10 protein-coding genes are annotated in these 12,663 nt (G+C 69.2%); all 10 read right to left on the reverse strand.

Annotation, left to right across the window (positions count from 1 at the left end):
• Positions 1-51: 51 nt before the first annotated feature.
• A complete protein-coding gene (locus LIN44_RS17900; RefSeq protein WP_227315613.1) occupies positions 52-822 on the reverse strand; it encodes a thioesterase II family protein in 771 nt (256 codons plus the stop codon).
• A 2-nt stretch (positions 823-824) separates the two neighbouring features.
• A complete protein-coding gene (locus tag LIN44_RS17905) occupies positions 825-1,046 on the reverse strand; it encodes an MbtH family protein (RefSeq protein WP_227315614.1) in 222 nt (73 codons plus the stop codon).
• Positions 1,047-1,243: 197 nt separating this feature from the next.
• Positions 1,244-1,660 carry an SRPBCC family protein gene (locus LIN44_RS17910; protein ID WP_227315615.1) on the reverse strand — a complete coding sequence of 139 codons (417 nt, stop codon included), beginning with the start codon at positions 1,658-1,660 and terminating at the stop codon, positions 1,244-1,246.
• A 256-nt stretch (positions 1,661-1,916) separates the two neighbouring features.
• The gene (locus tag LIN44_RS17915; RefSeq protein WP_227315616.1) at positions 1,917-4,007 is read right to left on the reverse strand and encodes a BCCT family transporter; all 2,091 of its coding nucleotides are present in this window, start codon (positions 4,005-4,007) and stop codon (positions 1,917-1,919) included.
• Positions 4,008-4,275: 268 nt separating this feature from the next.
• Complete coding sequence (locus tag LIN44_RS17920; RefSeq protein WP_227315617.1) at positions 4,276-5,052, reverse strand: HpcH/HpaI aldolase/citrate lyase family protein; 777 nt, start codon at positions 5,050-5,052, stop codon at positions 4,276-4,278.
• Complete coding sequence (locus LIN44_RS17925) at positions 5,039-6,271, reverse strand: type III PLP-dependent enzyme (RefSeq protein ID WP_227315618.1); 1,233 nt, start codon at positions 6,269-6,271, stop codon at positions 5,039-5,041. The genes LIN44_RS17920 and LIN44_RS17925 overlap by 14 nt, the downstream gene beginning before the upstream one ends.
• Positions 6,268-8,121 (reverse strand): IucA/IucC family siderophore biosynthesis protein, encoded by a 1,854-nt coding sequence (locus tag LIN44_RS17930; RefSeq protein ID WP_227315619.1) that lies wholly within the window; start codon positions 8,119-8,121, stop codon positions 6,268-6,270. Before LIN44_RS17930 ends, LIN44_RS17925 begins: the two co-directional genes overlap by 4 nt.
• 28 nt (positions 8,122-8,149) lie before the next feature.
• A complete protein-coding gene (locus LIN44_RS17935; RefSeq protein WP_227315620.1) occupies positions 8,150-9,331 on the reverse strand; it encodes an MFS transporter in 1,182 nt (393 codons plus the stop codon).
• Positions 9,328-11,145 carry an IucA/IucC family siderophore biosynthesis protein gene (locus LIN44_RS17940; protein WP_227315621.1) on the reverse strand — a complete coding sequence of 606 codons (1,818 nt, stop codon included), beginning with the start codon at positions 11,143-11,145 and terminating at the stop codon, positions 9,328-9,330. Before LIN44_RS17940 ends, LIN44_RS17935 begins: the two co-directional genes overlap by 4 nt.
• Entirely contained in the window at positions 11,142-12,347 is a 1,206-nt protein-coding gene (locus LIN44_RS17945; protein ID WP_227315622.1) for a siderophore biosynthesis protein, read from the reverse strand. The genes LIN44_RS17940 and LIN44_RS17945 overlap by 4 nt, the downstream gene beginning before the upstream one ends.
• Between the last annotated feature and the right edge of the window lie 316 nt (positions 12,348-12,663).

Below are 12,663 nucleotides of genomic sequence, written 5' to 3' on the forward strand. Positions count from 1 at the left end.
ATCGGCTCTTCGGGAAGACGGTTGGCGTTGGGTCGTGCGTGGCGCGGCAGGTCAGGCGGGCAGCAGCGAGGCGGATGCCGCGGGCGAGGGCAGGGGCGCCCCGGCGCCGGCGGCCGGCGCTGCGTTCAGGCAGGCAATGAGCCGGCCGACCACCTCGGCCTGGCTGTCGTGCAGGAAGAAGTGGCCGCCGGCGAACCAGTCGAGGGTGTGCCCGGCGCGGGTCTCGATGGCCCAGGCGTGCAGGTCGGCCGCTGCAATCGGGTCGTCAAGGCCGGCAAACACGTGTATGGGCAAGGGCAGCGGCGGCACCTCGCCGCAGCGGAAGCTCTCGCAGACGCGATAGTCGGCGTCGAGCACATCGAGCGTCAGGCGCAGCAGCTCGGCATCGGCAAACACCGCCTCGGGCGTGCCGCCGTGCTGGCGCAGGTCGGCGCTCAGCGCGGCATCGCCACGCAGTGCCGCCAGCCGGTCCGGATCGCGACAGGTGGGGGCGGCGCAGCCGGACACCAGCAGCCGCTGCGGCAGGGCGTGGCCGCGTTCGCGCAGCAGGTGGCACAGGCGCCAGGCCAGCAGCCCGCCCATGCTGTGCCCGAACAGCGCATAAGGCACCGCCTGGCGCTCGAGATGGCGGCACAGGACGTCGGCCATTTCTCCCGCCAGCGCCTCGAAATCGCGCAGCAACGGCTCGTCGAGCCGGGCACCGCGGCCCGGCGGCTCCAGCGGGACCAGACCGATCGCGGCGGGCAACAGGCGCCGCCAGCGCAGGTACGCCGTGGCGCTGGCCCCCGCGTACGGCAGGCAGAACAGCTGCAATGGCGCCATGATCAGGCGCCCGTCTGCGCTTGCGCCTCCATGAAGCGGCGCAGGCTGAGCGGACGCATGTCCACCCAGGTGCGCTCGATATAGTCGAGGCAGGCCTGGCGGCTGCCGCTGAACCCCGCCGCACGCCAGCCGCCGGGCACGGCCTTGTAGTCCGGCCAGAGCGAATACTGTTCTTCGTGGTTGACGAGGACCAGGAAAGTGGCGTCGTCGCGGTCGAAACTCATGGCGGGCTCCCGTTCAGTGCAAAGTGTGTGGCGCCATCTGGCGCATCACCCTGTTCGACGAAGGCGGAACGGGAATATTTAGGCGGGAAGGGGGCCGCGGCGGCCGCCGCGGCCCGATGGGGCAGGGCCGGGGGAAATCCGGGTCATGCCGCGGCCTGCCCGGCCAGGCCGCGACCGCGCTGGTCACACCGAAGCCGTCATGCCCGGGCCTCGATGAACTCCTTGAAGCGCTTCAGGTCGCCCTCGACCTTGCGTTTCAGCACGCCGGCGGCATCGCCGACCGCCTCGACCACGCCCTCGGTTTCATAGTTCATCCGCACCGATACCCGGGTCGCGCCCGCATCCAGCGGTTCAAAATTCACCTGGCCCGAGTTCTCCGCGCCGGCGACGCTGCGCCACGCGATGCACTGGTCGGCGACGTTCTGCGTTATCTCGGCATCCCACTCCTTGTGCTTCCCGCCGACCTCGGCGCGCCAGTGCAGGCGGCGGTCATCGAGCTGCCTCACCTCTTCGACCCCCTCCATGAACCGCGGAAATTCCTCGAACCGGCACCATTGCTGATACGCGACCTGCACCGGCACCCGGACGTCAATCGACTCTTCGATGGTTGACATAGCACCTCCTTTTTTCAAAAGGCGGGCGAACCGGTGCAAATCCCGTTCCAGAGGCCCGGCGCGGCGCCGACTCCCGCGGCAGCAAGCGTGGCGCCAGCGGTGCAGAAATTACGCGCAGGGCTGGAAGAACAGGTCGGGAACATCGGATACCGTTGGAACCGCGGCGTGCCGATGCCGCCACACGGCGGGGGTGGCGGGGATCGGCTGTCCTTGCAGTGGCCAGGAAGAGGGCAGGGAAGCTACCCCGCTGCCCGCCTCATTCCGCTTCACCGGTCAGCGACGAATGCCCGGGCGCACGCCGCAGCAACTGCGTGCGCCGGTCGGCGGCCAGCGACAGGTAGCGCTCATAGTGGCGCAGGATGTCGGCGATGATCTCTTCCTGCCGCAGGTACTGGATGTCGTAGCCCTCGCGGCCATCCTCGAAGAACGTCACCGGCGCATAGGCGTGCTGGCGCCGCGCCTCCGGCTCGGCCGCCTCGCGCACCAGGAACGAAGGCAACGGCTGGCGCCGGCAATGCACGCCGTAGACGAAATCGCGCATGTCCGCCACCGGGATGGTCAGGCGCGCACCCGGGCCGCCCGGCTCGCCCGGTTCTGTATCGTCCGTGTGCAGCCGCACCGAGCTGTCGACGCCGCGCCGCGCCAGCTCGGCCGATACGTCGCGCATCGCCGGCACCACTGCGCCTTCGATGAACTGCCGCACATCGGCCTCGCTGGGCTGGTGGACAATCTGCGCCAGCCGGCGGCGCCAGTGCTGGCCGCTCCAGAAGCTGGTGGCCGGCGCCAGCTCCTGCGACGAATGCGCGAGATCCGCCTGCAGCCCCTGCCATAGCCCGTAGCACAGCGCCAGCATTACCAGCGCCACCGGCAGCGCCGCCACCAGGGTCATGGCCTGCAATGCCTTGAGGCCGCCGGCCACCATCAGGATGGCGGCAGTGGCGCCCAGCACCGCGGCCCAGAACAGCCGCTGCCACACCGGCGAGCCGCTCGCGCCCTGCGAGGCAATGGTGTCGATGACGAAGGCGCCGGAATCCGCCGAGGTCACGAAGAACACCGCGATCAGCACGATCGCGAGCCACGACAGCACCGTGCTGAACGGGAAATAGCCGAAGAAGCGGAACAGCAGCGCGTCGACATTGCCGGCCGCCTGCCCCAGCGCGCCCGCGGCGGCATGCATGTCGAGCCAGATCGCGGTATTGCCGAAGGCCGTCATCCACACCAGGTTGAACGCGGTCGGCACCAGCAGCACGCCGATCACGAACTGGCGAATGGTCCGCCCGCGCGAGATGCGCGCGATAAACATGCCGACGAACGGCGACCACGAAATCCACCAGGCCCAGTACAGGATGGTCCAGTCGCCGAACCAGCCGGCATCGCGCGTGGGGGCATAGGCATAGGTCCGCAGCGACAGGCCCGCCACGCCGGACAGGTAGTTGCCGATGTTGTCGCTGAGCGCGCGCAACAGCGTCACGGTCGGCCCCTCGACAATGATGAAAGCCAGCAATACGAAGGCGAGCGTAAGGTTCAGCTCGGACAGGCGGCGCACGCCCTTGTCCAGACCCGTCGCCGCCGAGATGCCGGCCAGCGCCACCACGGCCGCCACCAGCCCCACGCGGAAACCCGCGCCGCCGGTATCCCAGCCGACCACCTGCTCCAGCCCCGCGCTCAGCTGCAGCACGCCGTAGCCGAGCGTGGTGGCAATGCCGGCGATGGTGCCGACCAGCGCGAACGCATCGACGGCATGGCCGGCAACGCCGTTGATGCGCTGATGCAGCACCGGATAGAGCCCCGAGCGCATGGTCAGTGGCAGGTTATAGCGAAAGCCGAAGTACGCCAGCACCAGCCCCATCACGCCATACACCGCCCAGGCATGGAAGCCCCAGTGGAAGAACGTCATCAGCATGGCCTCGCGCGCGGCCCCGGGCGTGCCGCCGGCGACGGTCGGCGGCTTCAGGTAGTGCTGCATCGGCTCGCCCACGCCGAAGTACATCAGCCCGATCCCCATGCCCGCGGCGAACAGCATCGCAGTCCACGAGACAAAACTGAACTCGGGCCGCGCATCGTCCGGCCCCAGCCGGATATCGCCGAAACGGCTGGCCGCCACCAGCACCAGGAACAGCAGGAAGATGGTGACGGTAATGGTGTAGAACCAGTCGAAATGGCTCGTGACCCAGGCCTGCGCCTGCGAGAACATGGCATCGGCCTGGCGCGGATACGCCGTGCAGAACACCAGCAGCAGGCCCACGACCAGCAATGCGGGGACGACTACCTGGGGCTTGAGCGTGGTGCGCGGGCGCGCGGGGGGCGGGCCGGAGGTGCCGGGCGCGGCTGCGTGCGGATCGTTCATGCAGGCTCCTGTCGCGTTGTACCGGCTTGCATGATGCCAGAGCGGGGGTATTAAGGGGGCGACGCGATGGTTGCCACTGATGGTTTGCTCCCCTCTCCCGCGTGCGGGAGAGGGGCAGGGGGTGAGGGCAGGCCGTGGCTATGCCGACACACCCACTTCGTTGACGCGCCGGCCCTCACCCCGGCCCTCTCCCGCAAGCGGGAGAGGGAGAACCCCCGGCGGCGGGGTAACGCGTAGCGGCAATCGCCGTGCGCGCGTGGTCGCGGAATCAGCTTGCGCACTCACGCCGGTAGCCCGCCACCAGCTGCTTCATGGCGCGGAAGGCCGTGGCGCGATCGTCTCCCAGCAGGAAGGCGTGCACGCCTTGCTCGCGCCACTGCTCGCACTGTCCGGCCGCACGCGGAATGGCGCAGAACGGCACGCCCCGCGCCTGGCAGGCCTGGGCGATGCGGCGGATCGCAGCCTGCACGGCAGGATGCTGGGCGTCGGCGGGAACGCCCAGGCTTTGCGACAGGTCGATCGCGCCCTCCAGCACCATGTCGATGCCTGGTACGGCAACGATCTCTTCGATCGCGTCGACGCCTTCCCGGTCCTCGATCATAGCCACTACCATCAGTTCGCGGTTGGCCCGCTCCATGTACTCGGGCAACGACAGGGTACCGAAGCCGGTGGTGCGGCCGCCGGCGATGCCGCGCTTGCCGAGCGGGTGGTAGCGCGCGCTGTGGACCGCCAGTTCGGCGCTCGCGCGGCTGCATACGTGCGGCACCACGATGCCCTGCGCGCCGGCATCCAGTACCCGCAGGATGACGTCCGGCGCTGCCCACGGCACCCGAACCAGTGCCGTGGTACCAGCGCATTCCGCGGCGCGGATCATGTTTTCGAGCGTCTGCGGGTTCACGCCGACATGCTCGAGATCCAGGATCACGAAGTCGAAGCCGGCGTAGCCGATCATCTCTGTCATCAGCGGCAACGGCAGCGAGTTGATCAGCCCGAACACCTCGCGCCCGGCCGCGAGCGCGGCCCTGAGCTGGTTAGGCTGCAGCATGGGCGTCCTCGACCGGCAGGTAGCAGTGCCGCGGGTGCGGGTGGCGCAGGAAGTCGTGGTGCGAGATATGCCAGGCATAGGCGCCGGCATACGGGAACACCACCAGGTCGCCGGCGCGCACGCTGTCGACGTACGCATCCTGCGCGAGGATGTCCTTGGGCGTGCAGAGCTGGCCGACCACGCTGACGCGCGCCTGGCGCACGCCGGGGCGGGCGAACGGATAGCGCCATGACGACACCGGCAGCACCCGGAACGGGTGGCTGTGCCCCTGCGCGTAGGGCGTGCGGAAGTGGTGCGTGCCGCCGCAGGCCACGGCGAAGGCACGGTCGAAGGCGTGCTTGACGTCGATCACCTCCATGGCGTAGTAGCCGCAGAACGCGGTGATATAGCGTCCGCATTCGAAGCGCACGGTCAGCCCGTCGCGCTGCGCCGACAACGCCGGCAGGCCTTCGGCAAAGCGGCGCCAGTCGAACTGCCGTTCGGGCTCGCGGTAATTGACGCCGATGCCGCCGCCGACGTTGACCTGGTCCAGCGTGTCGAGCCCGTATTGCGCGCGCCAGCGCCTGACCTGCTGCAGGTAGGCATCGAGCAGGCGCAGGTGGGCAGCGGCGTCGAGCTGGTGGGACATCAGGTGGAAATGGAAGCCGCGCAGCCGGATTTCCGGGTGGGCACGCAGCCATGCCAGGCACGCGGGCAGCTGGTCGCCGGCGATGCCGAACGGCGTGGGCTTGCCGCCCATCATCAGCGTGGTGGCCTGCAGCCCCTCGACGGCCAGGTTGACCCGCAGCAGAACCGGCGCGGTGACGCCGCGCTCGCGCGCGAGCCAGGCCAGGCGTTCCAGTTCATGCAGGCTTTCCACGTGCAGCGCCTCGACCCCCAGTTCCAGCGCGCCGGCCAGTTCCGCATCGGTCTTGCCGGGTCCGCTGAAGATCAGCGGCACCTCGGCAAAGTGCTCGCGCACCCAGGCCAGCTCGCCGCCAGAGGAAATCTCGAAGCCATGCGCCAGCGGTGCCAGGGTCTGCAGGATCGGCAGGTCGGAGTTGGCCTTGATCGCGTAGAACAGCTCGAAACCCGGCGGCAGGCTGCCCGCGATGGTGGCGGCGTGCGCGCGCAGCGCCTCGAGGTCGTAGACGTAGGCGCTGAGCGGAGCGCCGGCGTCGGCGAGCGCGTGGTGCAGGTGGTTGGCGACGTGCGGCCAGCGCAGTGCGGGGGCGGTCATTGCGATGCCGCCTCCAGGCCGGCGAAGGGGATCGGATTGGCGACGGGCACGTAGGTGGAAGCGCGGTCGGCGCGCTGGAAGAAGCGGTTGCTGAAGTTGGTCTTGGCCGGGAAGGGGCGGCCGGCCAGCAGGCCGTTGATGCGCTGCGCCGACGCCGCATTGCCGTGGCGATGCTGGTAGGCATGCAGGTGATGGCGCACCACCGACCACAGCCGCGCGCTCAGGGCCTGCCTGCCGGCACCGAGTTGCGCGATCACTTCGCACAGGTTGTTGACGAACAGGCAATAGGCGACGCGGTTCCAGCCCTGCTCCTCGTCATACCACAGCGACGACCGGGCGCGCTCGCTGAGGCCGGGCATGGACGACGCGGGATGGCGCGAAGGCGTCAGCTTGACCCCCTCGAAATCGCGCAGGAACAGCTGGGCGGGCATGTCCTGGCGCAGGCCCAGCACCACGTTCTGCAGGTGCGGCTCGAAGATGACGCCATGCGCGAAGAACAGGTGGAAGACCGGGTAAACCAACTGCTCCACATAGGCGGAGAACCAGCGCTCGGTCATCGCATCCACCGTGATCCCGGCCCGCGCGGCAAGCACCGTGAGCAGGCGCTGCATGCGCGCATCGCCGTAGTAGTGGTTGCCGAACAGCGAGCCGGCCAGCAGCGGCACGCAGTCGGGCGCGCGCAGGGTATCCACGCTCTGGCGCAGGATCAGGCCGAAGCCTTCGATGATCTGGCGGTTCTGCTCGATGTCGGCGTGCCTGAGGTCGACCGACAGGAACGCCGGCTCCTCCATCAGCGCCAGCCCCGGGAAAGCCCGCGCCAGCTCGGGCAGCAGCGGACGCAGCACGCGGTTGACGTGCATGGCGCTCTCCAGCTCATACCATGCATTCTTGCGCACGCAGTTGGTAATGCGGATATTCAGCGACAGCTTGTAGAAGTACGGATTGCCAGGCTGGTACAGGGTCCGGATCGACGACGTGGGAAAGAAGTCCGCGCCGTGCGTACCCAGGTCCTGCAGGCGTCCGCTTGCCAGCGCATCGCGCACCAGCGGATGCCCGCGCAGGTAGCCGGCCTGCCACGGATGGACCGGCACCGCGACGCGGTCGGCGGATACGGCCGGGGCGTGCGCGGCGATCAGCTGGTCGCAACCGGTGTCGAGCAGCGACTGCTGCGCAATGTCATCGCGCGGCACCGCGAACCACGCCAGCGCGAAGCGCGTGCGCAGTTCCGGCGAGTAGCGCAGCAGGTCCTCGTCGGAGAAGCCCTGCCGGCTTTTCGGCGTGGGATGGAAGGGGTGGCCGAAGGTCAGCGATTGTTCGGAATCGATATAGGCGTCGACCGGGTCGGCCGGGATGGTTGCGGCTACCGGCACGGACAGTACTTCTGTGCTGACGGCGACGCTGTTGCGGATTTGCTCCATCAGCTCGGTGTTGGGCTGCAGCTCGTGCTGTTGCGCCATTTCGCGCAGCAGCAGCGCGGCCAGCGCTTCCCAGTCGAGCAGCGCCCACGGTTTGTTCTCGGCCTTGTGGAAGACCGGCGACAGGTAGCGGTAGTTGCCGGTCAGCCAGGCACCGCCGACCACGACCAGCAAGCGGTCGTGGATCTGCGGCAGCTGCACTTCCAGCACCTGGGCCGGCTCGCGCTGCAGGGTCATGGCGATGGTCGCGGGCCAGTCGTTCTGCCCGTTGGGCGGACCGACGCGCAACTGGCCGGCGGGGGCCGCGACTTCGCGGCAGTAGCAGTTCAGCAGCGTTTCCTGGCAGCGCCGCGCGGCGGCCAGTCCGGCCAGTTCCGCCATTTCAGCCAAGGGGCGGCGCGTGCCGGCATGTTCCATCTTGCTTTGCGTTTGCATTGTCTTGTGACCTCGTTCTCGTGAGGGATCAGAGCGGGCTCATCCGCTGTCGGGCGGTAAGAAGGTAGGCAACGGCCGGCACCAGCAGCGCTGCGCCCAGCAGGTAGGGGGCGGGCTGGCCGGCCACGCTGACGGCGGCGCCGGCGCCAAGCCCGGCCGCGACGCCACCCCATTTCGAACTGCTTTCGAACCAGCCGAAGGTGCGGCCGGCGTTGCCGGCATGCACCACGCTGGCGACCAGCGCATGCAGCGCGATAAAGCCGACCGTCATGGCGACGCCCATCAGCACCCGCCATGCCACCAGCGCGGGCAGCTGCAGCGGCGCCGCCTGCGCCAGCAGCGCGACGGCCAGCGTGCCGTAGGCGGCAGCAAGCAGCGTCAGCGACGGCGCCAGCCCCAGCCGCCGCGACAGCAGCGGTGCCGCGCCCAGGTACACCAGGTGGGGCAGTCCGAACAGCAGCCCGGCCGTGGCCGTGGAGATGGCGGGCAGGCGCTGCTGCAGGTCCGGGATGAAATAGGGGAACGTCGCCACGGTGGCAAACACGAACGCGAACTGCAGCACATAGATCTGGCGCGGCGTGGCCGGTGCCACCGTGCCGGCGTCACCGGCGCCGCCAGCGCGCGTGGCAGGTCGCCGCGCCGCGCCGCTGGCGTCGGCCGCGGGCAGGCAGGCGATCAGCGCGGCGGCGACCAGCGGCAGCAGGGCCAGCCAGCGGTACAGCACGATCGGCGCTTCGGCCCCCATCCACAGGCCGAGGCAGGCCGGCGCCGCCACCAGCGCGGCGCGTGCCGACCACTGCATCGCCGTCAGGCTGCGGGTGAGGGCGGGGCCGCTGACGACCGTGGCCAGGTAGGCGTTGGAGGCCGAGAACGTCCCGCCCAGCACGCCCTGCAGCACCAGCGCCGCCAGGAATGCAAGCGAGCTGGTCGCGTAGCTGGCGAGCAGGAAGCTCGCCGCCAGCCCCAGTTGCGCGCGCATCAGCAGCGGCTTCTTGCCGAAGCGGTCCGCGAGCCGGCCCCACCATGGCGCCGAGATCGCCGCCAGCAGCGTTGGCACCACGTAGAACGCGCCAGCGAGCCACGGCACGTCGTTGTGCAGCGAGCGCTGCAGGATCAGGGCGAAGAACGGCGGCATGCCCAGCGCTGCAAACGCGGCGATGAAATGGCACAGCATCACCACCGCGACAACCTGCCGCGTGCCGGCGCTCATGCGGCCACCCTGAGGAAATTGGGGGCACGCTTGCCGTAGAACTTGTTGACGTCGGTCGCGCCGGTTTGCGCCTTTTCCGCCAGCGATGCAGCGGTCAGCAGGTACTTGAGGTGCAGCCGTTCGTCGTCGAGCAGCACCTGGCGCGCGCAGGCGGTGTCTTCACCGGCGGCGGCCAGGTCGGCCAGGACGGCTTCCACGTGGCGCCGCACGCGTGCGTAGCCGGCGGCGGGGTCGGTGCCGCGACGCTGCGCCAGGCCTTCCACCAGCGCGGCGATATTCAGCTGCAGCGTGATGGTGACGAACATCTGCGCCAGCGGCAGTGCCGCGTCGACGCCGATGCGCGGGTCTTCCAAGCCTTCCAGGCGGGCCGCCAAGGCCGGCCAGCGGCGCGCGAGCAGGGCGCGGTCGATGCGCGCGGCATCGTTGTCCTTGAGCATCAGGCGCAGGCCGTCTTCGCCGTAGACCAGCATCGAGTTCTGCTGGTTGGATTCCAGCGCCACGCCATAGCGCAGCCACAGCGTCAGGTGCAACTGCAGCGTCAGCGCCAGGTAGGCGTCAAACCAGGCGTCGAGATCGCCGCGGTGATAGCGGCCGGCAAGTTCATCGGCCACGCACAGGCCGCTGGCGGTTTCAGCCAGCAGGCCCGCCACCGGGACCACCGTCTTGTCCGCCAGTTGCGGCTCGGGATAGCGGCGCAGGATATAGCCCAGGAACGGGCGCTGGTCGACATGGGCGCCGTTGGCTTCGTCGGTCAGCAGCACCTGCCCGTGCAGGCCGGGTTCCCGGCGGACAATGTCGCCCAGCAAGGTCTGGATGCGATGGCCGTCGCCGATGGTGCTGGGCTTGATGGTGCGGATGTTCTTGGCGCCCAGGGTGCGGATCGTCAGCGGCAGCTTGATATGCCAGGCCGGGGCGTCGAGCACGACCAGCGAGCGCACCGACAAGGTCGGCGACACGCGCAGGCAGGCGCGCGGTGCGCGGATGACCTGCCCGTCCAAGCCGGCGTCGCTCAGGAAGCCATCGAGATGATGCTGCCACACGAACGGATGCACCGGCACCAGCGCATGCGAGCGCGCCAGCGCGGGATCGAGGCCGACCTCGGCGAAATCCGGCCAGTTGGGTGGCAGCGCGTCGCCGCGGGCATGATGGCGCGCGCGCGGGACCGCCAGCCAGTTCAGCGCGAATGCCGGCTGGAACTCGGGCGCATAGCGGGCCAGGTCGGCGGCGGCAAAGCCCACCTTGGCGCGCGCGGTGGGGTAGTAGGGGTGGTCAAGGAAGCCCGCGACGCGATCGTAGTGCAGCATGCGCTGGTCCCAGGCGGGCAGCGCGTGGCCGTCAGCGCTGTCGGCCTGCGCGAACCAGCGTGCGCGCTCGGCCATCGCGACGGTGCGATGCTCGGCCGCGGCCCGGCATTCGTCGCCGTAGGCGATGAACAGGCGCGCATCTGCCTCGGGCAGGCCGTGCGCGAACGCGGCCAGGATGGTGTCGATCTCATGCAGCGCGGAGAACGCGCCGTCCGCTTCGTGCAGCACCGGCAGGCGGGTCAGGCGCCATTCCTGCATATAGCGCGTGGGCGTTACCGGGATCCACAGCTTGCCGGCGCCAAGGTGCGGGACGCGCAGCCACTGCTGGCCGGCATCGAATCCATGCGCGGCGCCGGGTACCGCGTCACCGCCGTGCAACTCGCCACGGCTGACACAGGCGCGCACGTCCTCGCGCAGCAGGGTATCGACGACGCGAACACAGATGTAGCGCGTATCGGCCGCGTCGGCAGCCGCGGGCAGGGACGGTTGATCGGGCAAGCGGGCGCTCATTGCGCGATCTCCCACGCGAGCTTGCTGCTGGCCAGTTCGACCGCAGCGGCAAGACCCGCGCTGTCGGGGCCGCTGCCGCGCAGCACGCCCAGGTAATCCTTGTTGGAGTTGGTCAGCTGGATGGCGTCGCCGATCTTGCGCAGGGGCTGGTAGGTCAGCCGTACGCCGTCGCCCTCATGCTGGCTGTGGGCCGGTGCGTGTCGCAGCGTGCCTTCCGCCTGCGCGGTGAAATAGCGGATCCAGGCCGCCCGCCTCGGCACCTCGAGCGTCGGCAGGGCCTCGCCCAGGTGCAGGCGCAAGACCTGCTCGAACAGTGGGAACTGCAAGGTGTCGGAGAGCAGGAACTCGCGGTAGTCGCCGATACTGCGGTAGTTGATCTCGATAAGCCGCGGGCCTTGCGCAGTCAACACGTATTCGGTATGGCAGGCGCCGAAGCCGATGCCGAAGCGGCGGATGGTGTCCAGCACTTCGGCTTCGACCGCGGCGGGCAGGCCGGTGCCCCATACCGCTTCCAGCTCAACGAAGTACGGCGGCGGCGACAGCGTCACGCGGAAGCCGCCCAGCGCGCGCAGTGTCTTGCCATCGCCCAGCGTTTCCAGCGTGTACAGCGGGCCCTCCAGGTATTCCTCCAGCAGCAATGCCTGGCCCGGGTGCCGGGCCCAGATCGCGCCGCAATGCTCGGCCAGCTCGGCGTGGCTGCGCGCCAGGCTGACCTGCTGGCTGGCGACGCCTTCGCGCGGCTTGACGATGCACGGCATGGGCACGTCGGCAAGCGCGGCCAGGCCGGCGCTGTCGCAAACGACCGCGTGCCACAGCGTGTCGATGCCCGACGCTGCCAGGCGCCGCCGCATCTCTGCCTTGTTCTTGGCGGCGTACGCGGTGCGCCAGTCCTTGCCCGGCAGGCCAAAGTACGCGGCGGCGATCGCCGTGGCCGCCTGCAGGTGATCGCTATTCGAGAAGACTGCCGCGGGCTTGCCACCGCGGCGCGTGATGGCATCGATCACCGCCAGCGGGTTGAAGACATCGCACGGGACGATGTCAGCCGGGTAGGCGGGCAGGCCGGTGCCGGCAAAGTGGGCGCGATGGGCATCGGCACAATCCGTCAATAAGACGACGGAGCGTCCGAGCGCGCGCGCCGCGGGCAGGAATCCTTCGTTGACGGCGGGGGTCGGTACGTGGGCGAGTACGAAGATCTCTTGCATGAGTCGGGCCTCAGATGGATGTCGGGGGAGCGCAGTGAGCAATGCGTGGATACGAAACGGTCGAATCATGCTAATGCGACTCATTCGCATGCTCAAAGCGGTCAATGGCGGTAAGCGGCATTTGCCGCGCCGACTCGGGCCCTTTGTCCCGTATGAAGGTGCCATTCGCTGCACATCAACGGACCCGGGACACATGTCCGATATGGCGGATTGTGCTAAGTGATTCACTTCTGCGGGTTGATTCGCCGCGTCGGGTCTTGGCCAGTTATTGAGAATCAGTTACATTACGCGTCCGCCGTGATGCACGTTTTTCCCC

It is taken from the genome of Cupriavidus sp. MP-37, assembly GCF_020618415.1.
In the GTDB taxonomy this organism is placed as follows: Bacteria; Pseudomonadota; Gammaproteobacteria; order Burkholderiales; family Burkholderiaceae; genus Cupriavidus.

What these genes read in the sequence shown, in the direction of transcription:
- LIN44_RS17900 (WP_227315613.1), bottom strand. Translation starts at nt 822, where the DNA reads ATGGCGCCATTGCAGCTGTTCTGCCTGCCGTACGCGGGGGCCAGCGCC.
- LIN44_RS17905 (WP_227315614.1), bottom strand. Translation starts at nt 1,046, where the DNA reads ATGAGTTTCGACCGCGACGACGCCACTTTCCTGGTCCTCGTCAACCAC.
- LIN44_RS17910 (WP_227315615.1), bottom strand. Translation starts at nt 1,660, where the DNA reads ATGTCAACCATCGAAGAGTCGATTGACGTCCGGGTGCCGGTGCAGGTC.
- LIN44_RS17915 (WP_227315616.1), bottom strand. Translation starts at nt 4,007, where the DNA reads ATGAACGATCCGCACGCAGCCGCGCCCGGCACCTCCGGCCCGCCCCCC.
- LIN44_RS17920 (WP_227315617.1), bottom strand. Translation starts at nt 5,052, where the DNA reads ATGCTGCAGCCTAACCAGCTCAGGGCCGCGCTCGCGGCCGGGCGCGAG.
- LIN44_RS17925 (WP_227315618.1), bottom strand. Translation starts at nt 6,271, where the DNA reads ATGACCGCCCCCGCACTGCGCTGGCCGCACGTCGCCAACCACCTGCAC.
- LIN44_RS17930 (WP_227315619.1), bottom strand. Translation starts at nt 8,121, where the DNA reads ATGCAAACGCAAAGCAAGATGGAACATGCCGGCACGCGCCGCCCCTTG.
- LIN44_RS17935 (WP_227315620.1), bottom strand. Translation starts at nt 9,331, where the DNA reads ATGAGCGCCGGCACGCGGCAGGTTGTCGCGGTGGTGATGCTGTGCCAT.
- LIN44_RS17940 (WP_227315621.1), bottom strand. Translation starts at nt 11,145, where the DNA reads ATGAGCGCCCGCTTGCCCGATCAACCGTCCCTGCCCGCGGCTGCCGAC.
- LIN44_RS17945 (WP_227315622.1), bottom strand. Translation starts at nt 12,347, where the DNA reads ATGCAAGAGATCTTCGTACTCGCCCACGTACCGACCCCCGCCGTCAAC.